Origin of the sequence: Microbispora catharanthi, assembly GCF_006334915.2 — a bacterium.
Classification (GTDB): Bacteria; Actinomycetota; Actinomycetes; order Streptosporangiales; family Streptosporangiaceae; genus Microbispora; species Microbispora catharanthi.
Genome location: NZ_VDMA02000038.1, coordinates 1 through 25,118 on the forward strand (window position 1 = coordinate 1; position 25,118 = coordinate 25,118).

Consider the following 25,118-nt stretch of genomic DNA (forward strand, 5'->3'; position numbering starts at 1 on the left):
TCGCCACCCGCTACGACAAGACTCCTGCGAGCTACCTCGCCGGCCTCCACCTCCGCGCTGCGATGATCTGGATCAAAGACCTCACCCGGACCACCCCTTGATCACAACCCGATACGCGCCCTAGGAGCCTTCCCGCTTCACGCAGTTCGGAGGGGTTCAGTTCGCGGCCTTCCCTCACGGTCCGAACGAGCTCGTCGAAACGCGCCAAGTCTTCCGTCTCCATCGTTGCCTCCCGTATCTTCCGAACCGCCTACTGGCTTACACAGTCATCGCCTGGATGATGCGGCCACATCGATACTGTTGTGCAAGCGGCCGTCTGGACGAGCCTGCCCCGGCGGAGCGTGACCTTCCGTTCTTCGCGTCGTTTGAGGCCGAGCCGGACCTCGCCGAACGTCATGAGGAGATTCTGCGCTCTGAGATGGGCCGCTGCGTGCTCCTGGTGATACCGGGGTCGTTCTCGCTGTCGGCAATGCCAAGGACACGCACCACGAGGCATGTCTCGAGCTGCTCCGCCGGGCGGAGGGACCGCTGCTCGTGCCGTCGCCGGTCATGGGAGAGGCCGGCTGTCTCCTGGAGTCGCGTGTCGGCCCACAAGCCGAAGTCACGTTCCTGAAGTCGTTCGGCGGCAGCGGCTTCCACGTAGCCGAGTTGGAGGACGGGGATCTTCCTCGGATGGCGGAACCCGTCGAGAGGTACGTCGATCTTCCTCTCGGGCTGGTGGACGCCGCCGTCATCGCGCCGCTTTCGGGTGCCGACCGGCTACGCCGCCACCACTCGGCCGCCGCAGCGGACGTCGCCGGTCGACGCGGACAGGATCGGCTGGATGTTCGCGGATACCTCGCGGGTTGATCCTCTTCGGCGCAGCGGCGGGGCTGGTGCACGGCCGTGGTCAGTGGCCGGGGTGGACGAGGCCGCATTCGTAGGCGAAGACCACAGCCTGGACTCGGTCGCGGAGACCCAGCTTGGCGAGGATGCGGGTGACATGGGTTTTGACCGTCGGCCCGCTGAGGTAAAGTTCCGCGGCGATCTCTGCGTTGGAGCGGCCTCGAGCGATGAGCCTCAGTACCTCGAGTTCGCGCGGGGTCAGCGTCTCGAGCCCGGCTGGGCGATCAGAGCCCGGCCGTGGGCGGCGGACGTAATCCTCGATCATTCGCCGGGTGATCTCTGGTGCCAGTAGTGCCTCGCCCGCAGCGACCGTACGGACGGCCCCGGCCAGCTCGCGCGGCGGTGCGCTCTTGAGCAGGAAGCCGCTCGCCCCGGCCCGCAGCGCCTGGTAAACGTATTCATCCTCATCGAATGTCGTGAGTATGAGGATGCGCGCCCGGCAGGTACCGCCGTTCAGCAGGTGGCGCGTCGCCTCGATGCCGTCCAGGCGCGGCATGCGGATGTCCATGAGGATGACGTCGGGCTGCAGCACGGAGCCTCGGTCAACGGCCTCAATGCCGTCGACCGCCTCGCCAACCACCTCGATATCGTCCTGACCCTCCAGAATCGAGCGGAAACCGCCGCGTACGAGGGCTTGGTCGTCGACGAGCAGGACCCTGATCATCGCTGACCCGCCTCCAGCGGCAACTGCGCCGTAACGGTAAAGCCACCGCCGGGCGTGCCCGCTGTCTCAAGCGAGCCACCGTAGAGCCCGACCCGTTCGCGCATCCCGATCAGCCCGTGCCCGACGCGGTTGGTGTCGGCTCCGCCCGGCCCGCCTGTTCGCCCGGTGTCGCGGATGCTTACCCGTACGGACTGATCGTCGTAGTGCAAGCTGACGTACGCGGTGGTCGGCGCGGCGTGTTTCAGCACGTTGGTGAGCGCCTCCTGCACGATCCGGTAGACGGTCAGGTCTACGCCGGGTGAGAGCGGGCGGCTCGAACCCTCCACGGTGAGCTCGACCGGCAGGCCGATCGCGGCCATGTGGTCGACCAGTTCGGCCAGGTCGGCCGTGCCCGGCTGCGGCTTGAGCGCGAGCTGGGCCCGTTCCCCGCGCAACAGGCCGAGCATGCGCCCGAGTTCGCCTACGGCCTGCCGCCCTGTTTCCTGCACCGAGCGCAGCGGTGCTCGCGCCTTCTGCGGGTCGCGGTCGAGCAGGTCCTCGGCGGCGCCCGCTTGGACCACCATGACGCTGACGCAGTGGGCCACGATGTCGTGCAACTCACGCGCGATGCGGGCGCGCTCGTTGGCAAGCGCGACTCGGATCGCTTCCTCGCGCTCGGCCTCCAGCTGCCGGGCCCGGGCGCGGTCGTCGGAGTGGCTGCGGGCACGGGCACGCAGCACCCGGCCGGCGACGAAGCACACCGCCAGCGGCACCGCGACGAACGGGATGTTGCCGACGGTGCCGGACTCCGGGTTGCGGAGGAACACTACGACCAAGCCGGCGCCGACGGCCGCCACGCCGATGAAGGCCCGCGCCGACACGCTGTGCCGGGCCACCGAGTAGGTGGCGACCAGGATGGGCAGGAGATCGCCCCACAGCGTGACCGTCAGCGGCGTCACCAGCATCGGCCCGGCGATCGCGACCGCGAGGATCACGGCAGTGGCGAGCGGCGTCACCCGGCGCAACGCCAGGATCGAGGTCGCCACCAGCGTGGAGGCGACCACGGCCGGCATCGGGCCGTACGGCGTCGAGTTGTCGAGATGGAACGCAAGGTCGGCCTGGGCGAAGGCGGTGATCGCAAGGGCGAGCAGCGCGTCGGGGAGCATCCCGGCCGGCCTGTGCCGCAGCCACGCACGCGCCGGCGACTCCACCCGGGCCCGGGCCGGGTTTGTCACGTCCATCACCCCCGCAAGGTACCTACGGGCGCGCTCGCGTGGCGTCATTCGCAGGTCGCATTTCCGGCAGCTCGCGTGGCGTCATTCGCAGGTCGCATTTCCGGCAGCGTGGTTCGCGACCGGGGTATCAACCGGTGCCGACCCCGGTACGACGACGCCGCGGGTGCGCAGGGCCGACGCTGAGGACGCGCCGCCGACGGACGGCATCGCACACAGCGCCTGGCGCTGCGAACCATGGAGGAGACCATGACCGTGAACGTGAGACGCCTCGCCGGGTGGGCGCTCATCGTCGGCACGATCGTCGCGGGGGCGGGCTACCTCGCCGCCAACCTGCTCGCGCCGGGCAGCGGCGACGAGGTGTTCCGCTACCAGAACTGGCCGCTGTTCGAGGGTGTCGCGCTGGTCGGGGACGTCATCATCGCGCTGGGGCTGCCGGTGATCCTGACCTTCGCCGGGCGTGCGCAGAAGCTGCACATCGTCGGCTACGCCGGCATATTCGCCGCGCTGGTGATGCTCAATGTCGGCGAGGGCACCACTGAGGCGTTCGTCAAGCCGTATCTGGTCGGCCACGGCGGCATCCCCGCACAGGAACCGCCGGGTTTCGCGGTCTTCGAGGGTGTCGCGCTCCTGGCGCTGGTCGTCGGCTCGATCTGCCTCGGCATCGCTGTGCTGAGGGGCCGGATGCTGCCGTGGTGGATCGGGATCGCGTTGATCGTCTCGTGCATCCTCGGCGCCCTCGGGCTGCCCGGGGCCTGGTTCCTGGTGCCCGACGGCGTCTTCTTCGCGGCGCTGTTCGCCATCGGCGTCTTCGCCGTGCGGGGGAGGCCGGATCATACCCCCGCGACGGTCGGGCAGGCGGCTGCCGGCACCCGGGGTTGATCTTTAGCCCGCCGCGGGGCGGCGCCTGTTCCTACCGAACACCGAGGACTCGCCCTCCTGAACAAGCCCCGTGCGGCCCGACGACCGCTTCGCCCATATCAGTTGCCGAACGCTGACCGTTCCGGCGTTCAGGTATAGGTCCATCCGCCACAGCGCCGCGACCTCGCCCCAGCGCAGGCTCGCGAAGGCAGCGAGCAGGATCGACGCGCGCAGCCGTACCGCCACCAGGCCGGCCCGCTCGAACACCTGGGCCACGGTGAGGACCGGCCGCTCTACCGGCTTCTCCTCGCCGGCACCGCGAAGAACCGGTACGTGCGGCATGAGGTCCTGATGCCGTGGACTCTCGCCACCTGAGCCGGCGCTTCGCGGGTCCGGGCTTGAACCAGGGCTACTTCATCAGTCGTAGGTGGAGATCTCGATGAGGTTGTGGTCAGGGTCACGGATGTACAGGCTGGTGATCGGGCCGAGCGCGCCGGTCCTGGGAACCGGACCCTCTTCGATGGGTACGCCCGCGGCGGTCAGATGAGCGGCCACCTGATCCAGGGGCGAGCGGGTGATCAGGCAGAGGTCGGCGCTGCCCGGCACGGGGCGGAGGGCGTGTGGCCGGATCTCGTGCCCGGCCTGGTGCAGGTTGATCTTGCTGGAACCGAAGGCGAGCGCGTGGCGGCCACCGCTGAAGGTCACCGGCTCCATTCCGAGGGCGTCCCGGTAGAAATCGATCGTCCGCGAGATGTCGGCCACGGTCAGGACCAGGTGATCGAGGCTCGCGATGCGGACGGCGAAGGTCTCCTTGACGGCCTCCCAGGCGACCGGTGGCAGGAGAACCCGGTTACGGGCGAAGAACGCGTGAAGCGCGGCCCTGTGTTTCGCACGGATGTCCGCGTTGTGCCGGGCGACGTCGATCTCGTTCGCGGCCGTGATCAGGATGAACGCTCGGAGTTCGGCGACGGAGGGGTCAACCGGCCGGCCTGTGAAGCGGTCTACGAAGCGCAGGGCGGGATAGGTGGCTGCGCGGTCGCAGGAGGCGTAGAGATACACCAGCGCCTCGGCCGGGGCCCCGATCACCTCGGCCAGCGCGGCGCGATCGGCGAGGTCGAGGAGCGGGTGGTCGAAGCCGTCTGTGCCGTAGGTCGCGTGACACAGACCGGCGAGCTGCACCTCTTCAGGCGCGTCCCAGTCCTTGAGCTGGGCAGCGACGCGGTGCAGGTGCTCCAGGAGCGTGCCGCCGGGGTGAGGGATCTGGGCGGCGCCCTTGGAGGCGAGGAATGCTGTCGAATCCGTAAAGGTATCCGCTGTCATGTTCGCCTTGTATACACCGGCGGGTGAGATCGGCGCGGACAGGGGCCCGATGCGGGCCCAGCCTCACGGGCCCACCTGGAGGAGAACACGGCGGCCGCCGATCTGATCGTTTCAGACGACGACCTCGCCGCCTTGGACACGCTCGCCTGATCAGGCCCCTCCGCCGGACGAAGCGGGCCGCAGCCGGTACCGGCTTCGATCAGTGCGGCGTACAGTCCGAGACGGTCCAAGCCGGCGACAGAGCGCCGGCGGGACTGGGACGCCCCGACAGCGACGACGCTCACTGGAGGCGTGTGATGACGCCCGCTCGCCCGGCCGTTCGCCGCGGTGCCCGTTATGCCGCCGCGCGCAAAAGCACGACCAGAGCGCAGGACCCCTCCCTGCAATGGCAGATTCTGTTACTGATCGTCGCGGGAGCCTTCGCCGTGCACGCCAACGGCCTCGGCAACGGCTTCATCTATTTCGACGATCCCGAGGGCGTGGTGGACAACGTCTCCATCCGGGAGTTCAGCGGGACCAACATCGGCCACTGGTTCACCACGCCGCTGCAGTTCATGTATACGCCGCTGGTGTACGTGTCGTACGCGATCGACTATCTGTTCGGCCACGGCGCGATCGGCATGTACCACTTCACGAATCTGATACTGCACCTGGCCAATGTGGTGTTGGTGTTCCTGTTGTTCCGCCGGCTCACCGAGCGCGCTTTCCTGGCCTGCTTCGTCGCGGTGGCGTTCGCGATCCATCCCGTGAACGCCGACACGGTCGCCTGGATCTCCGCCCGAAGCAACCTGCTGGCCACGCTCTTCTCACTGGCCGCGCTCCTGGTCTACCTGCGTTACAGCAGGTCACAGCGCTGGCAGCCGTTGGCCTGGTCCGTGGTCCTGTTCGGGCTGGCCGCGCTCTCCAAGTCGACCGCCGTCGCGCTTCCCCTGGTGTTGTTCCTCGTGGACCACTTGCAGGGCCGCAGGCCGAGCCGGCGTCTGTTCCTGGAGAAGATTCCATTTCTCGTCATCGCCGCGATCACGGTTCTCGTCGCGCTGAACGTACGGCAGGACGTGGTCCCGCAGCACGGGTACACCGTTGTCGACCGGATCCTCCTGGCCTGCTCGGCGTTGGTGAACCATCTGGTGCAGTCGGTCTACCCGTTCCATCTGTCCCTCGTTTACGAGTACCCCCACAAGCCCTTCCCCTGGTATCTCTACCTTTTCCCGTTGGTGCTCGCGGCCGGGGCCGCCGCTTTGTGGCTGGTGAGGCCGGCTCGCAGAATCGTCGTCTTCGGGCTCGGATTCTTCGCGGTCACCATCGCGCCGACCCTGGCCGTGCTTCTCATCGACGGCTACCACGCGAACAGATATGCGTACCTGCCGTATCTCGGCCTCTTCCTCATCGCCGGATATCTCACGGACACAGCGCTCCGGCACCGTGATCGCAGGCTGCGTGTCGGCGCGATCGGGGCGACGGCGGTGGTCCTGATCCTCTTCGCCACGCTGACCATCATCCGGAACACGGCCTGGCGGAACACGGAAACCATCATGAGCGACGCCATCGCCAAAGAGCCCGGCGTCGCGTTGACGTACAACAGCCGGGGCATCGCCAGATTCCGCGACGGAAACTACACCGACGCCACATCGGATTTCGAGCGCACCGTCGAACTCGACCCGGACTTCGTCCTGGCGCACCACTACCTCGGCCTGATCAAATACCACGACCGCGACTACACCGGGGCACTCCGCGAGCTCGACTACGAGGTGTCGCGGCTTCCGACCTTCGCAGCCGCCTACAGCGAGCGCGGTAAGGTCAAAATCGCTCTGCGTGATTACTCGGGCGCGTACGCGGACCTTTCCACGGCCATCGCCTATGACCCGCAGCTGGCAGAGGCCTACTACTCCCGGGGAGCGGCCGGGATCGGGCTGGGTAACCCACGCGGGGCGATATCCGATCTGAACGCGGCGATCGGACTGATCCCCCAATACGCCGACGCCTATTACCAGCGTGGAGTGGCCGAATCCCGGCTGGGCGACACCGGCGCCGCCTGCGCCGACTGGAACGCGGCGGTGTCCCTCGGCAACCCCGATGCGAACAAATCCCTAGCCGACAACCATTGCGCCGGTTGACCGAATGGTCTCGGCGCGTCTCCTCGAGACCTCACCCGGACCCGGCATCGAACAGATCGCGGCCCTCCCCGAGGACGCCTTGCGATATCCGGCCCGGAACCTTCAACGTGGTCGGCCATCTCGCGCGCGGCTCCGCTTGACCTTGACACAGTGACAAGGTCTTGACTGTGGCCGAGGAGGTGGTGGTTCCGATGACCACGCCGGAAGACGACACGAACACGTTGCGAGCTCTTCAAGCGCTGGAGAGCAGCAGCTCGTCGGTGCGGCTACAGGCAGTGCTGGCGGTCGGCACGACCCCGGACCCGCGGTTCGTCGACAAGCTCGTCGAACGATGCGCGATCGAGCCCGATTTCTACGTGCGCGACATGCTCACGTGGGCGCTCACCCGCCACTCGTCATCGATGACGGTGCCGAAGCTCATCGACGAACTTCGCTCGGAGCGTGCGCAGGCGCGAAGCCAGGCGTTGCACACGCTGTCCAAGATCGGGGATCGGCAGGCGTGGCCGGCGATCACACGGGCGCTGCTGACCGACGCCGACGACGAGGTGGCGCGGAGCGCCTGGCGAGCAGCGGTCGTACTCGTGCCCGAAGGTGAAGAATCCGAGCTGGCCGGGGTGTTGGCGACACAGCTGGGACGCGGTGAGCGTGAGACACAATTGAGCCTCAGCCGGGCGCTGATCGCGCTCGGTAAGGTGATCACGCCGCCCCTGGACGCCGCGATGACGAATCGCGACCCTCGTGTGCGTCAGCACGCGATCGCCACGGAACGGCTGTTGCGCAACCCGGATGCCGGATTCGAGTTCGCGATCGAGGAGGCGAAGCGCGTCGCAGTCCTCGGCACGGCCGGCCAGGAGGGGTGACAGGCGATGTTGATCGGTGATGTGGCACGACGGTCCGGGGTCAGCGCCCGCATGCTCAGGCATTACGAATCGCTCGGCCTGGTGCGGCCAACGGGTCGTACCGAGGCGGGCTATCGGGAGTACTCCAGCGAGGACATCCGGCGGATCTTCCATATCGAGAGCCTGCGGTCATTGGGGCTGTCGCTGCGTGAAGTCGGGCGTGCGCTGGATGATCCCGGCTTCACGCCCTCGGAACTCGTCGACGACCTCATCCGCCAGACGAGAGAACGCATCGCGGCCGAGACGGAACTGCTCACGCGACTGCGTCGGATCGGTGCCGCGGAACCCGCCGGCTGGGAGGACGTCCTCCGGATCGTGGCACTCCTCCAGGCCTTGGGGTCGGAGAGCGCAGGCAAGCGCCAGCGTGCGGCCCTGTCGTCGGTCGAAGAGGTTTCGGTGCCGGTGGAAGCTCTGGTCGAGGCAGCGCTGAGCGAGACGGACCCGAACGTCGCCGGAGCCCTTCGATGGGCTCTGGCGCGATCGGGCGACAGCGGAGTGCCGCTGCTGGCGGAGGGCCTCGACTCGCCAGTGGCCGAGGTGCGGAAACGTGCCGTCCAGTCCATCGCCGAGATTCCGAGCGGTGCGGCCACCGCACTGCTGCAGCACGCCCTCACGAACTCCGATGTCGTGGTTCGCGGGTGTGCGGCTCTGGCACTCGGGGCACGTGGAGCAGCCGACGCGGTCCCGACGCTCATCGACATGATCGTCGAGGGGACGAACGACGTCGATGCGGCCGATGCGCTGAGCGTGCTGGCGAGTGACCCCGCGTTGACGGATCAGATCGCTGCCAGGCTCGTCGGCTGTCTCGCCCAGAGCGGCATCGAGTCGTCTGCACGTCGACGGCTGACACAGGCGCTCGCGGACATCCCGGGGATCACGACGTCGCGTGCCCTCGCAGATCTGTCGGACGACGGAGACCGTGCCGTTGCGCTTACCGCGACATACCTTCTCAAGCTGCGCAGCGCGCAATAACGGATCTTGTCTGGCTGCTGTGCTGCAACGAGCCCAGGGCGCCCAGCGCCGTCCCACTTCTGATCATCTCAGCGAGATATCACGATCGGTCTGCACCACGCGGTCGTACCGGATGAAGGACCGGTGCAGCGTGGTCGACAAGCGGAGGGGTGGGGAAGTCGCGCAGGGGGCGGAACGGGCTGAGCAGCAGGACGGCGAGTGAGAGGAGCTGGATGACGGCCATCAGCATCAGGGTCTCGCGTACGCCGACCGCCTCGCCCAGCACGCCGCCGAGCAGCCCGCCGAGGGGGATCGCGCCGTAGTTCAGGGCCGAGGCGCTCGCGGTGATCCGTCCGAACAGTTCGGCCGGGCAGTAGTGCTGGCGGAAGGTGCTCGTCAGGATGTTCGAGGCGACGATGCCCAGGCCGGTGCCGAAGCCGGCGGCGGTGAAGAGAACCAGCCCCGTGCCGCCGCTGCCGATCGGCCCGAGCACAGCCATCGGTGCGGCGAGCGCCTCGCACAGCAGGAATCCCCGTGCCGTTCCGAATCGCGTGGCCGTCCGGCCGGACAGCGCGGCGCCGAACAGGCCGCCCGAGCTTGCCACCGCCAGCACGACACCCACCTGTCCTGCCCCGGCGCCGAGGTCCCGGGTGAGGAACACGACCTGGATCGACGAGTAACCCATCAAGGCGATGTTGGACATCGCGCCGAAGGCGGTGAGCGTGCGCAGATAGGGGTCGCGGACGACGAACCGCAGCCCGTCGCGGATCTCTGCGCGCAGCCGCCGTTTCGCGGCACCCTCCCGGCGGGTCTCGCGCGTGCCCACGGAACGCAGGCACAGCACGGCGATCGCGAAGCTGACCGCGTCGGCCAGTACGCCGCTGACCGCGCCGAACCATTGCGCGAGCAGCCCTGCCAGCCCCGGACCGGCGATCTGCGCGGCCGATTCGCTGCCCTGGAGCTTGGCGTTGGCTTCCAGCAGCCGCTCGCTCTCGACCAACACGGGCAGGTAGGCCCGGTAGGCGAGGGTGAAGAACACCCTCGCCGCACCGCCCGTCGTGGCCGCCACGAGCAGGTGCGCCGTCGTCAGCGCGCCGAGCCATGCCACGATCGGCACGCTCGCGAACACCGCCATGGACACGCTGTTGCACGCCAGCATCACCGGCCGTTTCGGCATCCGGTCCACCCATGCGCCTGCGGGCAGTCCGACCAGCAGCCACGGCAGCCAGGCGGCCGCGGTCAGCAGCCCGACGGTCAGCGGGCTCGCGTGCAGTGTCATCACGGCGGCCAGTGGAAGCGCCACACCGCCGACGGAGCTGCCGAGCGTGCTCGTCGTCTCGCCGATCCACAACAACCGGAAGTCGCGAGTCCCCAGCAGTCCGCCGCGTACGACCGGCGTCGTGGTCACGGCCGGCCCGGCACGGCGCGGACGGTGAGGAAGACAAGCGTGCGTTCTTCCCCGTCGTCGGGAACCTCCCGGTCGGCCAGCGAGGCGAACAGGGCGAAGATCTGCTCTTCCAACTCGGCGAGCTCGGCGACCGACAGCCTCGCCCAGTGGTCGGTGGTGAACGCCGCTCGCCGCCACGGCTCCGGGTAGCCGTCGCGCTCGGCGAACCACTGCCGTACGAGCGCGGTCTGCCGGTCGAGGACGAGCGATTCCGCCGCCGCGGCCACGGGATCGTCGGGGAAGTCCGACGCCGACCAGCTGAGGACGTCCGGCGACCTGCGCCACCAGCGCTCCCGGCGGTCACGCGCGAGCTCCGGCACCTCCTCGACGAGTTCGCTCGCGGCGAGGACCTTCAGATGATGGCTGATGTTGCCGACGGCCTGCCCGGTCCTGTCGGCGAGCACCGACGCCGTCGAGGGCCCGTCCACCCGCAGGATGTCGAGCAGCCGCCGGCGCAGCGGGTGTGACATCGCGGCGAGCACCTTCGAGTCGCGTACTTCACGCGTTGGGCGATCACTCACCCGCCCACCCTAGAAGCACAAGAGGTGTTGTGCAACAACTCTTGTGCGTCCGCGTGGATCGCTGCACAGTCACCACTGGGCGTCCCGTCATCCCCCGGATGGCCAGGACCACGGTGCAGCTGACGGTGGCCGCTTGACGCCCAGACGGAGCTGGAGCCGCGTAGCCGACGGGGACGACCGCGAGCCGTCTTTTGCCAAGGTGAGGCCCTTCGGGAACCATGGGAAAACCGTGCTTTGCGTAAATTGAGAAGCCGATATTCGACGCATCAAGGGCGCCCTATGGCTACTTTCTGGGACCTCAAGCACTGGTTGGCCGACGCGATCAACAATCACGACATACCGGGGATCCTCTGCTGCTACAGCCCCGGCGCCGTGTATGTCACGCCGTCAGGCGTGGCGGAAGGCCACGACCAGATCGCCTGGATGTACGAGCAGTTCTTCAGGGCCTTTCCGGACTTCCACGCGACGGCCTGGTTCGAGCTCGGCGACTGTGACAACCCCGCCGTCACGGAATGGACCTATACCGGCACCCATAAGGGGCCTTTCCTGCTGCCGGACGGGCGCGAGATAGAGGGAACGGACCGTCACATCACTCTCCGCGCCACCTGCTCGACCTTCGTCAGGGACAGCAGGATCGTCACGCACCGCGAATACTTCGACCAGCTGGAGCTCTACAGCCAGCTCGGCTTCGGGCTGACGAAGATCGAGCACGGGTGACCGCGGCCGGGAGGCGTCGTCCTCCCGGCCCGGATCGGCGCTCGTCGGCAGGCTGGTCACATCGTCAGAGCGCGGAGACGATCTCCTCGACGCGTTGCCTGGCGTCGCCGAAGAGCATCCTGCTGTTGTGCCGGAAGAACAGGGGGTTCTGCACCCCGGCGTAGCCCGTGGCCATCGACCGTTTGAAGACGACCACGTTCTCGGCCTCCCACACGCGCAGGACGGGCATCCCGGCGATGGGGCTGTCCGGGTCCTCGACGGCCCCCGGATTCACGGTGTCGTTGGCGCCGATGACGAGGACGACCGACGTGGTGGCGAAATCGTCGTTGATCTCGTCCATTTCGAGCACGATGTCGTACGGCACCTTGGCCTCGGCGAGCAGGACGTTCATGTGACCGGGCAGGCGGCCGGCGACCGGGTGGATGCCGAAGCGCACCTCGACGCCGCGTTCCCGCAGCTTGCGGGTGAGGTCGGCGACCGGATACTGCGCCTGCGCGACCGCCATGCCGTACCCGGGGGTGATGACGACGGACTTGGCCTCCTTGAGCAGGTCGGCGGTCTCGGCGGCGGTGATCTCCTTGTGCTCGCCGTAGTCGCGGTCGCCGGCGGGGCCCGCCTCGATGCCGAAACCCCCGGCGATCACGGAGATGAACGACCGGTTCATCGCCTGGCACATCACGTACGACAGGTAGGCGCCGGACGAGCCCACGAGGGCGCCGGTGACGATCAGCAGGTTGTTGTCGAGCAGGAACCCGGACGCCGCGGCCGCCCACCCCGAGTAGCTGTTCAGCATCGAGACGACGACGGGCATGTCCCCGCCGCCGATGGAGGCGACCAGGTGCCAGCCGAGCAGCAGCGCCACGGCGGTCAGCGCGACGAGCAGCCCGAGGTTCGGGGAGATCACGAAGAGCACGGTCAGGACCGCGAACGCCGCGAGCGCGCCCAGGTTCAGGTGGTTCTTGCCCGGCAGCATCATCGGGCGGGAGTCGATCCGGGCCGACAGCTTGAGGAACGCGACGACCGACCCGGTGAACGTGAGCGCCCCGATGAACACGCCGATGGACACCTCGGCGTGGTGGACGCCCAGCAGCGAGCCGGGGACCTCCGCCCGCGCCCCGCCCCCGTTCTCGACCTCCAGGAAGCCGTTCCAGCCGACCATGACGGCGGCGAGGCCGACGAAGCTGTGCAGGATGGCGATGAGTTCCGGCATGGCGGTCATCTCGACGATCCGGGCCCGCCAGAGCCCGACGGCGGCGCCGATCACCATCGCGGCCAGGAGCAGGACCACCGCGAGGGTCTCGCCGCCGTCCGCGGCGAGGACGACCGTCGCGGCGAGCGCGATGACCATGCCGGAGATGCCCAGCACGACGCCGGAGCGTGCGGTCTCGTGCTTGGACAGGCCGGCGAGGCTGAGGATGAACAGAAGGGCGGCGACGATGTAGGCGGCCTGTGCGGCCGTGGCGAGGGTCACGGTCAGCTCCTCGTGAACATGCCGAGCATGCGCCGGGTCACGGCGAAGCCGCCGACGATGTTGATGCTCGCCAGCAGGATGGCGATGAACGACAGGACGGCGACGACCGTGTCGCCCTGCCCGATCTGGAGCAGCGCGCCGACCACGATGATCCCGGAGATGGCGTTGGTGATCGACATCAGCGGCGTGTGCAGCGCGTGGTGGACGTTGCCGATGACGTAGTAGCCGATCACGATCGACAGGACGAAGACGGTGACGTGCTCGATCAGCGTGTTCGGCGAGAAGGCGGTCAGGAGGAACAGCGCGGCGGCGACGGCGGCGGTGACCAGATGGCGTCGCCGTCCGGGCGGCGACGGCGGTCGCCCGGAGGGAGCCGCCGCCGTTCCCCGCACCGGGGCGGCCGGGGTGGCGGGGGCGGCGGGGGCCGCGCTCACCGGCACGGGCGGCGGCGGCCAGGTCTTCTCGCCGTCGCGGACGACGGTCATCGCGCGCTGCACGACGTCGTCGAAGTCCAGCACGAGCCGGCCGTCCATGCCCGGGGTGAGCAGCTTCATCAGGTTGACGACGTTGGTGCCGTAGAGCTGCGAGGCCTGCGCCGGCAGCCGCCCCGCGAGGTCGGTGTAGCCGATGATGGTCACGCCGTTCTCGGTCACGACCGCCTCCCCGGGGCGGGTGCCCTCGACGTTCCCGCCCTGCGCGGCGGCCATGTCGACGACGACGCTGCCCGGGCGAATGCGCGCCACGTGCTCGGCCGTGAGCAGCCGGGGGGCGGGACGTCCGGGGATCAGGGCGGTGGTGATGACGATGTCCACGTCGGCGGCCTGCTCGGCGTACATCTCGGCGGCGCGGCGGTCGTAGTCCCGCGAGGTCTCCCGGGCGTACCCGTCCGTGCTCGTCTCCTGGGCGACCCCGACGTCGAGGAACTCCGCGCCCAGCGAGCGCACCTGCTCGGCGACCTCGGGACGGGGGTCGGTCGCGCGTACGATCGCGCCCAGGCTGGTCGCCGTGGCGATGGCCGCCAGCCCCGCCACGCCCGCGCCCGCCACCAGGACCTTGGCCGGGGGGACCTTCCCCGCCGCGGTCACCTGGCCGGTGAAGAGCCGCCCGAACGCGTGCGCCGCCTCGATGACGGCGCGGTAACCGGCGATGTTCGCCATCGAGCTCAGCACGTCGAGCGACTGCGCACGGGAGACGCGCGGCACGGCGTCCATCGCGAGCACGGTGATCGGCCGTCGCGCGAGCGCGTCCACCAGATCGGCGTTCGCCGCCGGGCCGATCAGGGAGACGAGCGTGGCTCCCTCGCGCAACGCCGCGGTCTCGTCCGCCGACGGCGCGTTCACCTTCAGCACGACGTCGGCGTCCCACGTCTCCTCGCGGCCGGCGATCCGCGCCCCGGTCCTGGCGTACGCGTCGTCCGTGAAGCCCGACCGTCCGCCGGCGCCCTTTTCGACGATCACCTCGTAGCCGAGCGAGACCAACTGCGCGACGGTGGCCGGGGTGGCCGCCACGCGTGTCTCGCCCGGCGCCGATTCGGCGACCACGCCCAGGCGTTGCGCTGAGTGACTCATCACGATCCTTTCTGTCGGGCGGGTCGTCGGGTTGGCCGACCCTGCGGTCGCCGCCGTCCTCCGCTCACTCGTGGGTCGCGGTGGTTGGAACGGCGGCATGCCACGCGTCGCCGTACGGGCGGCGGTGAAAGGGATGGATGCGATTTGATGTGAATATCGGGGAGATTGTCCCGACTTCCCTGCGTGCGGATCAAGGTGTACCTGCCGGTGGTTGTCCACACGGCATGAGTCCTCGGATCTCCCAGCTCACCGGGCGCTCAGTTCCCCGGGCGCTGCAACTTTCATCCGAGGCGCGGGCCGGCCCGGCTCGTCTCGGCGGAAACCCGAGGTCATCGGCGGCTCCCGCAGGCGGCGCCGGAGTCCCCCTGGCGCGGGACCTCGGGCGGTTGACATCATTGCCGATCATGGGCGCGGCCGCCGCTCGCCGCGTACGGCCCAGGGGAGCAGCAGTGGTCCGGGGGATGGACCCCGCTTCGAGACGGAAGGACTTTCGTGCTTTGAAGCGGTAGGACACCGCGCGGCGAGGACCGGCAGGTGCGAGAGGAGACGGCACGTGACGGCTTTCGTCCAGGAAGCTGAGCACGACCCCGAGCGCGGGGAGCGAACCGGGCCGGACACGGAGGCCGCCGGGCACTCGGGCCTTCCCGCCGGCCGGGCCGCCGCGGAACCGCTGCGGCGCAGCGCCACCGTCCGGGACGCCCTGCTGCTGTGGGTGGGCACCAGGGCGGGCATGCTCCTCGTGGCGGTCTACGGAATCCTGATCGTCTCGGGCCAGAACCACGCCCCGCTGCTGGAGCGGTGGAAGTTCTGGGACGTCGACCTGTTCCGGAAGATCGCGGAGTTCGGCTACGACGGCGACCCCAAACTGGAGCCCGATCCGGGACTGCCGGCGTTCTTCCCCGGCCTGCCGCTGGCGCTGCGGCTGGTCCACCTGGTGGTGGACGACTGGACGCTGGCCGGGCTGATCATCTCGTTCGTGGCCGGCGCGGTGGCCGTGGTGGCGCTGGCCCGGCTCGCCGACTTCGAGGGGCCCGCCGGGGCGGGGCGCTGGGCCGTCCTGGCACTGCTGCTGTGTCCCCCCGCCGTCTTCCTGTTCGCCGGCTACACCGAGGCGCTCTTCCTCGCCTTCGCGCTGCCCGCCTGGCTGGCGGCCCGCCGCCGCACCTGGCCGCTGGCCTGCGCCCTGGCCGCCGGGGCGTCCTGCGTACGGATCACCGGCCTGTTCCTCGCCGTCGCGCTGATCGTCGAGTTCGTCGTGAGCCGCATCCGGAGGGACGGCTGGGCGGGCTGGTGGCGGGGGGCCTGGCTGGCGCTGCCGTTCGCGCCGATCCTCGCGTACGCCGCCTACCAGTACTCCCGTACGGGTGACTGGCTGGCCTGGAACAACGCGCAGCAGACCGGATGGGGGCGGAAACCGGTCTGGCCCTGGGAGGCGTTCCGCACGACGTGGGACTCGACCGGCGGGGACGGCGGGTTCGCGCCGATGTTCCGTCTCGAGATCGCGGCGGCGATCGTGGGGGTGCTGCTGCTCGTCTGGCTGCTCGTCACCCGCCGCTGGGCGGAGTTCGTCTACGTCGGGCTGCAGGTGGGCGCGCTGGTCACCTCCACGTTCTACATGTCGATCCCCCGGTCGGCGCTGTTGTGGTGGCCGCTGTGGGTGCTCATCGGCCGGGCGGGCGCCCGCCACCGATCGGTGATCATCCTCTATGCCGCGGTGATCGGGCCGCTCATGGTGCCGATGATGATGTCCTTCCTCAACAGCTCCTGGACCGGCTGAACCGCCGCCCGCGATGCCCCGCCCGCCTGGGGCCGGCCGACTCACTCGCCCAGGGAGTCCACCTGGACGCGGCACACTCCGTAAGGGCCGGTGGATTTCGCCTGCCGTACGGTCTTCCCGTCCACCTTTATCCGGCACGTCACCGTGCCCTGGTCGGCGGCGTTCTGCACCCACAGGCTGACTGTCGGAGTGCCTTCCGCCAATTGCCGGGACTTGGTGAAGGGCAGGGAAACGCCGGCCTCCTGCTTCAGGTCGAAGCCCGAGGTGTAGGTGATGTTGCTCGCCGAATCGGCCCCGCCGTCCCCCTCGGCCTCGAACACGACCTCGTGCTTGGGCCCGTCCGCGTCCACCGGGAAGCTGGGGAACGGGGTGAGCTGGGAGATGGCCTTGTTGACCTCCTCCGCCCCCTTGTTCGCCGCGACCACCACCACCGCGAAGCACCCGCCGAGGAGCAGCAGGAGAAGCACGCCGATGACGGCCAGGATCAGACCCACGTTGGACTTCTTCGGGGGCGGCTGCGGCGGGTAGCCCGGCTGATGCGGGTAGCCGTACCCAGGGGGCGGGCCGTACGGGGGCTGACCGGGAGGACCTTGCTGGTACGCCATCGTCGGGAACTCCGGGGGGTGTTCGAAACCTTGACGGAGTTGGGACGGACGGCGTCTCCGGTCGGGTTACCCCTCGCTGGAGGGAGAGATCAGATCGTTAGCAAGATCCTCGTCGCCCGCTAAATGCAGATGCGGGCGCCTGATCCAGCTCGGCAGGATGGCGAGGTGGATCGACAACTGCTCAGCGCCATCGCCCATCGTGATCACCCCATCGCCGCGCCCGTCTCGGCCGCCAACCTCGATCGGCTGCTGCGCCGCGCCGCGCTGCCGGAGGGATCACGCATCCTCGACCTGGGATGCGGCGAGGGCGAATGGTCGCTCCGGGCGCTCGAACTCGTCCCGTCCGCCCGCGCGGACGGCGTGGACATCTCCCCGCACGCCGTGGCGGCCGCGAACGCGGCGGCCGTCAGGCGAGGGCTGGCCGACCGGCTGACGCTGCACACGTCGCCGGCCGACGCCTTCACCGCCGCCCAGCCGTACGACCTGGGGTTGTGCGTGGGCTCGACACACGCCTTCGGCGGGCTGACGGAGACGATGGAGGCTCTCGCCCGGTTCGTACGGCCCGGCGGCCTCGCACTCGTGGGGGAGGGGTACTGGGAACGCCCTCCCGCTCCCGAGGTCGCAGAAGCGATCGGCGAATATCCGGATCTCGCGGGCACGGTGGAGGCCGCCGAGTCCAAGGGCTGGCTGACCGTCTACGCCCACGTGAGCGATCCGGCGGAATGGGACGAGTACGAGTGGTCGTGGACCGGCACGCTGGCGCGCTGGGCCGCGGACAACCCCGGCCCCGACGGTGAGCAGGCCCTCGCCGTGATGAGGGAGCATCGAGACATGTGGCTCGACGGCTACCGGGGTGCACTCGGTTTCGTGACCCTGCTCCTCCGCCGCATGTGACCCCCGGCGGTCAGCGGCGCAGCAGCCCTACCAGGCGGAACCCCGCGAGGACGCCGACTCCGAGGTGGGCCGTGACGAGGGCGATCTGGAAGACCCGCTGGCCCGCCGTGAGATCGGCGGCGTAGCCGCCGTCGTAGAAGCCGGACATGAAGGCGAGCACTCCGGCGACGACCAGGAGGGCCGAGGCGGGAACGGCGACGCCGCGACGACGCCGGGTCGCGCCGACGACCAGCAGGACCTGAGCGATCATCATCGGAATCGGCGCCGACAGCCGCGCCTGCGGTCCGAGGGCGTCGAGCAGGGTCGGGCTGAGGCCCGCGGACAGGGAGATGATCGCGCCGGCGACGTCCATGGCGAGCAGCAGGCCCACGCCGGCGACGAGCGCGGACGAGAGCGGGCGGGCGGCGGGAACGGTGGTGGGTGTGGCGGTGGGTGCGGACATGTCCTCTCCTCGAAGAACGCGGTGAATGGTTGCGGATTCGAGGGTCCTGCGGGGGACGTCCGGCCGGCATGAGCCGCCGGTCCTGCGCGGGACGGGACATCTCGTCCCGTGACGACGGGACACGCAGATGGCAACATCCCCCTCATGACGGACAGATCGGCCCGGCGCGCCGCCGTGGCGGCGGGCGCACTGCTCGTCCTGGTCCTCGGGACGCTGGTCGTCGAGCCCAGGCTGCGGCAGCTGGGCGTGACGGGGATCGTCGAACGGTTCGACGCCTTCCGCGCGGTCGCGGCGCTGTCGTTCGGCGTGCCCGGCCTCTTCGTGGTGGCGCAGCGGCCGCGGAGCCGGGTCGGCTGGGTGATGGTGGTGGTAGGGACGGCCCAGGGGCTTGGGCTCGCCCTCGGCGCGTACGGCCTGCTCGGCATCAACGACGGCACCGGCCTGCCGGGGGACGAGTGGGCGATGTGGGTGTCCAACTGGGTGTGGATCCCCGCCTATCTCCTGGTCCCGACGATCTTCCTGCTGATCTTCCCGGACGGCCGCCTCCCTTCGCGTCGCTGGTGGCCCGCGTCGGCCGCGGCGTACGCCGGCATCGGGGTGAACACGCTCGACTGGATGCTCCGCCCGGTGACCTACGAGCAGGTCCCCGGGCTCTTCCCCAAGGGGTACGCCGGCGTGCTGGCCGGACTCACCGGGGTCCCGGACGTCCTCAGGACCGCGGGCACGGTGTGCACGGTCGGCGCGGTGCTCGCCGCGGTCGGCTCGCTCGTCGGCCGTTATCGGTCGGCGGACGATGAGGTGCGACGGCGGCTCCAATGGGTGCTGGCCGCCGCGCTGCTGACGGTGGGCCTGCTCGGCGTCGCCCTGTTCGTGCCGTGGGGGCCGGTCATCGTGGCGCTCGCCGCCGTCCCGCTGCCGGTGGCGGTGTCCGTGGCCGTCGTCGCGCACCGCCTCTGGGACCTCGATCTCCTGCTGTCGCGCGCGCTCGCGTTCGGAGCCGTCAGCGTCGCCCTGCTGGCCACGTACGCCCTGGTCGCGGCCACGCTCGGGAACGCGATCGGCTCCGGCGCGTCCGCACTGATCGTGGCGCTCGCGGTGCACCCTCTCTATCTGCGGGTGTCCGCCGCAGCGAACCGCCTCGTGTACGGCGATCGCGACGACCCGGCGCGTGCGCTGCGTCGCCTCGGTGTGCGGCTCTCGGACGCGGGTGCGCCCGGTGACCTCCTGGAGCGGATGGCCGCGGAGGTCGGGCGGGTCCTGCGCATCCACTACGTGGCCGTCGAGGAGCCGGGTGCGGTCGTGGCCTCCTGGGGACGACCGAGCGGCGCCGACACAAGTGAGAGCGTTCCGCTCCTCTACCAGGGCGAGCGGGTCGGCACGCTGCTGCTGGGGGAGCGGCTGCGCCCCAAGGACCGTGCCCTGCTGGCGCAGCTCGCGCCGCACGTCGCGGTGGCCGTGCGGGCGCACCGCCTCGGGGCCGATCTCGAGCGTTCGCACGGGCGGCTGCTGGCGGCCCGGCAGGAGGAGCGTGACCGGCTACTCTACGAACTCCACGACGGGCTCGGCCCCACGCTGGCGGCCCTCGCGCTGCAGGTGGACCGCGGCAGGCGCCTGGTCGACACCGACCCGGAAGGCGCCAAACGAGTGATGGACGAGCTGTCGGGCCGCATCCGCGGCACGGTCGAGAACGTCCGTGCGATCGTCAACGACCTGCGCCCGCCGCCCCTGGACACGCTGGGGCTCACGGGCGCGCTGGCCGAGCTCGGCAGGGGCTTCGCGGGCGACCTCGCGGTCGAGGTGGAGGCCCCGCCCGACCTGCCCGCCCTTCCGCCGCCGGTCGAGCTGGCCGCCTACCGGATCGCGGCCGAGGCCATGACGAACGCCGTACGGCACGCCATGGCGTCCCGATGCACGGTCAGCCTGCGGGCGTGCGACGCGCCGGGCGTTCTGGAGCTGCGGGTCGACGACGACGGCGTCGGGGTGGGGGCTCCCGCCCGCCACGGGTTCGGCCTCGCCTCCATGCGGCGCCGGTCCGAGGAGCTCGACGGCACCTTCGAACTGCTCGACCAGGCCGGGGCGGGCACGCACCTGGTCGTACGGCTCCCGCTGGCGGTCCGATGATCCGCGTCATGGTGGTGGAGGACCACCCGGTGTTCGCCGAAGGGCTGGTCGCGCTCTTCCGCGATCTGCCCGAGGTGGAGGTCGCGGGGGTGGCGAGCACCGGCGAGGCGGCCGTCGAGCTGGTGGACCAGGTCGCCCCCGACGTCATCCTGATGGATCTGCACCTGCCGGGCATGAGCGGGATCGAAGCGACGTCCCGCATCACGGCCCGGCATCCCGGCGTGGCCGTGCTGGCCCTGACCATGTTGTCCGACGACGCGTCGATCCTCGCCGCCGTACGGGCCGGCGCCCGCGGCTACCTGCTCAAAGAGGCGACGCCCGCCGACATCGTGCGCTCGCTGGAGGCGGTGGCCTCGGGACAGGTCGTGTTCGGCGCGGCGACCGGAAGCCGGGTGCTGGCCGCTCTCACCGCGTCGGCCGTACGGCCCCGGCCGGTGCCCGAGCTGACGGAACGCGAACTGGAGGTGCTGGACCTCGTCGCCTCCGGTCTCACCAACCACGCCATCGCGCGGCGCCTGTATCTGAGCGAGAAGACCATACGCAACCACGTGTCGAACATCTTCGCCAAGCTCGGCGTCTCCGATCGTGCCGCGGCGGTGGCGCGCGCCAGGGACGCCGGCCTCGGCGGGCGGTAGGGATCCGGCGAACACCAGGCCATACCGGTGCTTCAGCCGGAGCGGCTGCGAAGTGTCATGGACGTCCAGCGGTGAAGAGCGCCGGGAACCGCCGCGGTATGCCACCGCGGCGAGTGCGTACAGTGAGGAGGTGCTGATCCATCCCTGGGACTCCGCCACCGACGAGGAGGCGCTGGCCTTCGTCCGCGCGAACGAGTTCGGTCACCTCATCGCGTCCGGGCGCGACCGCGACGTGCCGGTGGTCGTGCCGACACAGTTCCTCCTCGCCGACGCGTCCACGATTCTGCTGCACCTCGCCCGGCCGAACCCCGTCTGGTCGGCGATCGAGGAGAACCCCGCCGTGGTCATGGCCGTGGCCGGCGACTGGGCGTACGTCGAGGGGGCGTGGAAGGCGCTGCCCGGCGCCGACGAGGATCCCCGGCTCGGCGTCCCCACGACGTACTACGCGGCCGTCCAGCTGGTCTGTCACGCGGAGGTCGTCGACGACCCGGACGGGAAGCTCGGCATCCTGCGTGCCCAGCTCGCCCGCCTGGACCACGGCCTCGCCGACCCCGCCGAGCATCACCGGCGCCTGCCGGGTATCCGCGGCCTCCGGCTGGCCGTGCAGAAGGTCAACGGCAAGTTCAAGTACGGCGGGAACGTGGACGAGGCCCACCGCCGGTACGTCGCGGAACGCCTCGCGGAGCGCGGCGGCCCCGGCGACCGTGCGGCCCGCGAGCACCTTTTGCGCCGGCTCGCCTGACACCCGGAGGAACCGCTTGCGAGGTCCCGTCACAGGGCGGTGCGGATCGGCGTATCCCCTTCCGCCAAGACCGGCATTCCCCATGGCCTTTGCTGAGCCGATACCTGATGACTTCCTGTCGTGCTCGGGTCCGCACCGTTCCTCCCGATCGACGCCTGTGTGGACTCAGAAGCGCGACTGCCGCCGACTGGGCGGAGCAGCACCACGACGTGGCCATGGTCGGCGAGACCCGGTCAGGCAGATCGGATGTACTACCGCGTCCCCCTTGCCGGCCGAGGAACGATTACATGCCGAACCCAGCCCTCAACGAGCGAGAACTGGCCTTTCTGCGAACACTTCGCCGAGGTCAAGTCATAACGGGAAGAGTCATCGAGATCGCCGACTTCGGTGTGACCTTCGTGGACATCGGCGGCTTCACCGCAATGATCAATATCCCTGAGCTGTCGTGGCGGCGCGTAGATCACCCTGCGGATGTGGTCACCGTCGGCCAAGAGGTCACGGCCGAGGTTCTCGACGTCGATGTCGAGCGCGGGCGCGTGCCGCTGTCTCTCAAGGCGCTCCAGAAAGACCCGCTGCTCGACCTTCGGCAGCAGATCGGCCGCGCGGTCACCGGTTCGGTCACCAAGGTCGCTCCCATCGGCGCATTCGTCCGCATCGAAGACGCGACGAACGGGTTCGAGGGCCTCGTGCCCAGCTCCGAACTGGCCGACAGGGACGTGAAGCCCGGTGACATCCTGACGGTGGAGATCGTTCGAGTCGATCTCAGTCGGCGTCGGATCGAACTCGCCCTGCGGGCGGGGCGAGCATGAGACGCCGCCGCGGGAGCCGGGACGCCGCCGAGGTCGACGCCCGGGAGCGGGACCACAAGACCGAATGCAGCCCGGAGAGCTGGGGCTACACGCCGGACTCCAACAGCTCGGAGTTGCGCAGTGAGTAGGAGGCGGTATGTGGCAAGAGGGGTGCCGGGCGGCTACCGGATCTGGGACAACAAAGCCCGCCGATGGTGGGGAGATCTCTACGAGCTGTGCCCCGACGATCTGCTGGACGAACTGAACGGCGGCGCGAACCACGAGAAGATCACCGCTCTGCTCAAACGGCACCGAGCCCTCAAGCGCTGATCAGCCGCCTGCGTGGGGCAGGCGTCACGCCGATCTGGCTGTGCCGAGCCCCATGGCTCACCGTATTGCGCTTGGGCGTCTCCGGGCGCTCCACCCTGCTGACGACGAACTCCCAGGCATCCGTCCAGGCGACGGGTTCCACCGGCGGCTCGTCGGCCTTCCCGGCGGTCCTGCGGAGCGCCACGACTGCCTCAACTCCAGCCTCGGGTCCGCACCGGCGAAGAACTCGCACGACCGCGCACCGGGGATGCGCGACTTGTCGTACCCGAGGTGTAGAAGTGGGGCGTGGTTGCTGAGACGACCTGGGCGCAGGTGCTCGCCTGGAGGCTGAGACGGCAGTTCGTCGAGCCCGCGGGCGGCGGCGACGCGGTGGCGATCGCCCGGCGGCTGTGCGGGGTGCAGGCGCAGGTCGCCTCGTCGGCGGCGCTGGCCGTGGCCGTACGGCATGCGAGCCCGCGCCCAGGAGAGATCGAGGACGCCCTGTGGCGTGACCGCACGCTGGTCAAGACCTGGGCGATGCGCAGCACGCTCCATCTCCTCCCTGCCGACGAGCTGCCCGCCTACCGGGCCGCCCTCGGGGCGCTGCGATTCTGGGAGAGAGCCTCCTGGCAGCGCGGTCACGGGGTGTCCGCCCGGGAGATCGAGGCCGTCGTGGACGCCGTTCCGCGTGCGTTGTCCGGCCGGGTGCTGACCCGCGAGGAGCTGGTCGAGGCGGTCATCGAGGTGACCGGGGACGCCCACCTGAGGGAGGCCCTCACGTCCGGGTGGGGCGCGCTGCTCAAGCCGCTCAGCTTCCTGGGCGAGCTGTGCTACGGCCCGCCGCGTGACCGCAGGGTCACCTTCACCACGCCGGCCGACTGGCTTCCGGGCGGCCGGGGGGAGGCGCTCTCCCCGAAGGAAGGGGGAGTGCGCGTGCTCCGGGCGTTCCTCGGCGCCCACGGCCCGGCCACCCCCCGGATGTTCGACGCCTGGCTGTTCCGCGGTGTCACGCCGAAGGCCGTCCTGCGCGGCTGGTTCGGGGAGCTGGAGGGTGAACTCGCGCAGGTCGAGGTGGAGGGCATGCCCGCCGTCCTGCCGGCGGAGCTTCTCGACGACCTGCTGGCCTGCCCGCCGTCGGAGGACGTGCATCTGCTGCCCGGCTTCGACCAGTTCATCCTGGGCGCGCCGCGTGACCTGGAACCGCTCCTGCCGAAGGCCGTACGGCCCAAGGTGAGCCGGGCGGCGGGGTGGATCTCGCCCGTGGTGATCCATCGGGGCCGGGTGGCGGGTGTGTGGGAGGCCAAGGAGGGGCGTCCGGTTGTGGAGCTCTTCGAACCGGTGCCGGAGCACCTCCTGGCCGAGGAGACCGACCGAATCGCCATGCTCCTCGACCGGTTGTAACTCACCGGGCGGGCCGGTCAGGTCACCTCCTCGCGGAGCACGCGGACGAGGCCGGCGGCCATGGGGATGACGATCCAGAAGACGACCGATGCCGCGAGGCGGGCTCCCTCGCTCCAGGTCATGTCGCCCCTCATCAGCGGAGTGGCGGTGGTGTTGAGGTCGAGCCACTCGGCGAGGGCCGCGCCGGCAGAGCCGAGCCTGCCGACGACGGCCCACAGGACCGGAGTCGAGAAGTTGATCACGATCGCGGCGGGCGCGTTGAGAAGCAGCGCGCCGAGGGCGAGGCCCGCCGCGGCCACGAGGACGTTCCCTCCGGTCCAGCCGAGCAGCCCGAGAGGCTGGACCTCCCAGTTGGCGGCCATGTTCCGGACCTCGGACACGACGGCCGTGGCCGGCACCGCGACCACTATGGCGAACAGCGAGAGCGCCACCGCCGCGAGCAGGGGCGGCAGGCATTTGGCGGCGAGGACGCGATGGCGGCGCGGTTCGAGCACGAAGGTGGTCAGCGCCGTGCGATGCGCCCACTCGCCGGTCACCGTGAGGATGCCGAGCACCGGGAGCAGGGTGCCGAGGGCGATCCCCGCCGTGCCCACGAGGGTCTGCAGCTTCGGCCCGACGACGGCGCCGCGCGCGACGACGGACGCGACCACCAGCGCGACCATGACCACAGCGATGATCTTGCCGCTTCGGGTGTCGACGAGCTTGCGGGCTTCGACCGCGAGCAGCCTGCGGAACGGGATCGGCGTGTCGGCGTTCATCTTTTCGTCCTTCGTGA

General features: G+C 69.9%; 27 protein-coding genes. 15 read left to right on the top strand and 12 right to left on the bottom strand.

Translation table 11 applies throughout. The annotated features are described in order from the left end of the window. Positions 1 to 534 precede the first annotated feature (534 nt). Positions 535 to 849, top strand: a complete 315-nt coding sequence (locus tag FH610_RS40380; RefSeq protein WP_139580526.1) for a PIN domain-containing protein — start codon at positions 535 to 537, stop codon at positions 847 to 849. Positions 850 to 889: 40 nt separating this feature from the next. On the opposite strand, the gene FH610_RS40385 is transcribed toward FH610_RS40380, so the two are convergent. Together FH610_RS40385 and FH610_RS40390 are read right to left on the bottom strand one after the other, a co-directional pair. Next, positions 890 to 1,549, bottom strand: a complete 660-nt coding sequence (locus FH610_RS40385; RefSeq protein ID WP_139580527.1) for a response regulator — start codon at positions 1,547 to 1,549, stop codon at positions 890 to 892. Continuing rightward, complete coding sequence (locus FH610_RS40390; RefSeq protein ID WP_240809490.1) at positions 1,546 to 2,769, bottom strand: sensor histidine kinase; 1,224 nt, start codon at positions 2,767 to 2,769, stop codon at positions 1,546 to 1,548. Before FH610_RS40390 ends, FH610_RS40385 begins: the two co-directional genes overlap by 4 nt. A gap of 240 nt (positions 2,770 to 3,009) precedes the next feature. On the opposite strand from FH610_RS40390, the gene FH610_RS40395 reads away from it, so the two are divergent. Then, positions 3,010 to 3,642: a hypothetical protein gene (locus FH610_RS40395; protein WP_139580529.1), complete on the top strand. Its 633-nt coding sequence runs from the start codon at positions 3,010 to 3,012 to the stop codon at positions 3,640 to 3,642. A gap of 3 nt (positions 3,643 to 3,645) precedes the next feature. On the opposite strand, the gene FH610_RS40400 is transcribed toward FH610_RS40395, so the two are convergent. After that, entirely contained in the window at positions 3,646 to 3,963 is a 318-nt protein-coding gene (locus FH610_RS40400; RefSeq protein WP_139580530.1) for a hypothetical protein, read from the bottom strand. A gap of 75 nt (positions 3,964 to 4,038) precedes the next feature. Further along, positions 4,039 to 4,941, bottom strand: coding sequence for a VOC family protein (locus FH610_RS40405; RefSeq protein ID WP_139580531.1), 903 nt, complete (start codon positions 4,939 to 4,941; stop codon positions 4,039 to 4,041). A 296-nt stretch (positions 4,942 to 5,237) separates the two neighbouring features. Between FH610_RS40405 and FH610_RS40415 the strand changes: the two genes are divergently transcribed. From FH610_RS40415 to FH610_RS40425, 3 genes are all read left to right on the top strand, one after another. Beyond that, entirely contained in the window at positions 5,238 to 7,055 is a 1,818-nt protein-coding gene (locus FH610_RS40415) for a glycosyltransferase family 39 protein (RefSeq protein WP_139580532.1), read from the top strand. A 167-nt stretch (positions 7,056 to 7,222) separates the two neighbouring features. Beyond that, the gene (locus FH610_RS40420; RefSeq protein WP_240809486.1) at positions 7,223 to 7,915 is read left to right on the top strand and encodes a HEAT repeat domain-containing protein; all 693 of its coding nucleotides are present in this window, start codon (positions 7,223 to 7,225) and stop codon (positions 7,913 to 7,915) included. A 6-nt stretch (positions 7,916 to 7,921) separates the two neighbouring features. Then, entirely contained in the window at positions 7,922 to 8,926 is a 1,005-nt protein-coding gene (locus FH610_RS40425; RefSeq protein ID WP_139580533.1) for a MerR family transcriptional regulator, read from the top strand. Between the two features lie 79 nt (positions 8,927 to 9,005). Here the strand turns inward: FH610_RS40425 and FH610_RS40430 are convergent, their stop codons facing one another. Continuing rightward, positions 9,006 to 10,313: an MFS transporter gene (locus tag FH610_RS40430; RefSeq protein WP_139580534.1), complete on the bottom strand. Its 1,308-nt coding sequence runs from the start codon at positions 10,311 to 10,313 to the stop codon at positions 9,006 to 9,008. Next, positions 10,310 to 10,873, bottom strand: coding sequence for a winged helix-turn-helix domain-containing protein (locus tag FH610_RS40435; RefSeq protein WP_205826400.1), 564 nt, complete (start codon positions 10,871 to 10,873; stop codon positions 10,310 to 10,312). Before FH610_RS40435 ends, FH610_RS40430 begins: the two co-directional genes overlap by 4 nt. Before the next feature lie 279 nt (positions 10,874 to 11,152). Here FH610_RS40435 and FH610_RS40440 point away from each other — a divergent pair, with 279 nt between their 5' ends. Further along, positions 11,153 to 11,590, top strand: coding sequence for an ester cyclase (locus FH610_RS40440; protein ID WP_139580535.1), 438 nt, complete (start codon positions 11,153 to 11,155; stop codon positions 11,588 to 11,590). Positions 11,591 to 11,654: 64 nt separating this feature from the next. Here FH610_RS40440 and pntB read toward each other — a convergent pair whose 3' ends face one another. Both pntB and FH610_RS40450 read right to left on the bottom strand, forming a co-directional pair. Beyond that, positions 11,655 to 13,061, bottom strand: a complete 1,407-nt coding sequence (gene pntB, locus FH610_RS40445; RefSeq protein ID WP_139580536.1) for a Re/Si-specific NAD(P)(+) transhydrogenase subunit beta — start codon at positions 13,059 to 13,061, stop codon at positions 11,655 to 11,657. Positions 13,062 to 13,063: 2 nt separating this feature from the next. Then, positions 13,064 to 14,629 carry a Re/Si-specific NAD(P)(+) transhydrogenase subunit alpha gene (locus tag FH610_RS40450; protein ID WP_139580537.1) on the bottom strand — a complete coding sequence of 522 codons (1,566 nt, stop codon included), beginning with the start codon at positions 14,627 to 14,629 and terminating at the stop codon, positions 13,064 to 13,066. Positions 14,630 to 15,182: 553 nt separating this feature from the next. Here FH610_RS40450 and FH610_RS40455 point away from each other — a divergent pair. Then, positions 15,183 to 16,406 carry a hypothetical protein gene (locus tag FH610_RS40455; protein ID WP_240809487.1) on the top strand — a complete coding sequence of 408 codons (1,224 nt, stop codon included), beginning with the start codon at positions 15,183 to 15,185 and terminating at the stop codon, positions 16,404 to 16,406. Positions 16,407 to 16,447: 41 nt separating this feature from the next. On the opposite strand, the gene FH610_RS40460 is transcribed toward FH610_RS40455, so the two are convergent. Further along, positions 16,448 to 17,011 carry a hypothetical protein gene (locus FH610_RS40460; RefSeq protein ID WP_167538833.1) on the bottom strand — a complete coding sequence of 188 codons (564 nt, stop codon included), beginning with the start codon at positions 17,009 to 17,011 and terminating at the stop codon, positions 16,448 to 16,450. Between the two features lie 165 nt (positions 17,012 to 17,176). On the opposite strand from FH610_RS40460, the gene FH610_RS40470 reads away from it, so the two are divergent. Further along, positions 17,177 to 17,905: an SAM-dependent methyltransferase gene (locus FH610_RS40470; protein WP_139580539.1), complete on the top strand. Its 729-nt coding sequence runs from the start codon at positions 17,177 to 17,179 to the stop codon at positions 17,903 to 17,905. 10 nt (positions 17,906 to 17,915) lie between these two features. On the opposite strand, the gene FH610_RS40475 is transcribed toward FH610_RS40470, so the two are convergent. Beyond that, positions 17,916 to 18,347 (bottom strand): hypothetical protein, encoded by a 432-nt coding sequence (locus FH610_RS40475; RefSeq protein ID WP_139580540.1) that lies wholly within the window; start codon positions 18,345 to 18,347, stop codon positions 17,916 to 17,918. A 144-nt stretch (positions 18,348 to 18,491) separates the two neighbouring features. Here FH610_RS40475 and FH610_RS40480 point away from each other — a divergent pair, with 144 nt between their 5' ends. The 6 genes from FH610_RS40480 to FH610_RS40500 all read left to right on the top strand — a co-directional run bounded on the left by FH610_RS40480 (position 18,492) and on the right by FH610_RS40500 (position 22,963). Continuing rightward, positions 18,492 to 20,468 (top strand): GAF domain-containing sensor histidine kinase, encoded by a 1,977-nt coding sequence (locus FH610_RS40480; RefSeq protein ID WP_139580541.1) that lies wholly within the window; start codon positions 18,492 to 18,494, stop codon positions 20,466 to 20,468. Continuing rightward, entirely contained in the window at positions 20,465 to 21,103 is a 639-nt protein-coding gene (locus FH610_RS40485) for a response regulator (RefSeq protein WP_139580542.1), read from the top strand. Before FH610_RS40480 ends, FH610_RS40485 begins: the two co-directional genes overlap by 4 nt. A gap of 130 nt (positions 21,104 to 21,233) precedes the next feature. Next, positions 21,234 to 21,845 (top strand): FMN-binding negative transcriptional regulator, encoded by a 612-nt coding sequence (locus FH610_RS40490; RefSeq protein ID WP_139580543.1) that lies wholly within the window; start codon positions 21,234 to 21,236, stop codon positions 21,843 to 21,845. A 287-nt stretch (positions 21,846 to 22,132) separates the two neighbouring features. Next, on the top strand, positions 22,133 to 22,654 hold the full coding sequence (locus tag FH610_RS40495) for a S1 RNA-binding domain-containing protein (RefSeq protein WP_205826401.1): 522 nt from the start codon (positions 22,133 to 22,135) through the stop codon (positions 22,652 to 22,654). Continuing rightward, complete coding sequence (locus FH610_RS45415; protein WP_276607740.1) at positions 22,651 to 22,782, top strand: hypothetical protein; 132 nt, start codon at positions 22,651 to 22,653, stop codon at positions 22,780 to 22,782. The genes FH610_RS40495 and FH610_RS45415 overlap by 4 nt, the downstream gene beginning before the upstream one ends. Positions 22,783 to 22,792: 10 nt before the next feature. Beyond that, positions 22,793 to 22,963 carry a hypothetical protein gene (locus FH610_RS40500; RefSeq protein ID WP_139580545.1) on the top strand — a complete coding sequence of 57 codons (171 nt, stop codon included), beginning with the start codon at positions 22,793 to 22,795 and terminating at the stop codon, positions 22,961 to 22,963. Here the strand turns inward: FH610_RS40500 and FH610_RS40505 are convergent. Beyond that, entirely contained in the window at positions 22,953 to 23,147 is a 195-nt protein-coding gene (locus FH610_RS40505; protein ID WP_139580546.1) for a hypothetical protein, read from the bottom strand. The genes FH610_RS40500 and FH610_RS40505 overlap by 11 nt on opposite strands. A 101-nt stretch (positions 23,148 to 23,248) precedes the next feature. On the opposite strand from FH610_RS40505, the gene FH610_RS40510 reads away from it, so the two are divergent. Next, a complete protein-coding gene (locus FH610_RS40510; RefSeq protein ID WP_139580547.1) occupies positions 23,249 to 24,343 on the top strand; it encodes a winged helix DNA-binding domain-containing protein in 1,095 nt (364 codons plus the stop codon). 17 nt (positions 24,344 to 24,360) lie between these two features. Here the strand turns inward: FH610_RS40510 and FH610_RS40515 are convergent, their stop codons facing one another. Next, on the bottom strand, positions 24,361 to 25,101 hold the full coding sequence (locus tag FH610_RS40515) for an ABC transporter permease (RefSeq protein WP_139580548.1): 741 nt from the start codon (positions 25,099 to 25,101) through the stop codon (positions 24,361 to 24,363). Positions 25,102 to 25,118: the final 17 nt, after the last annotated feature.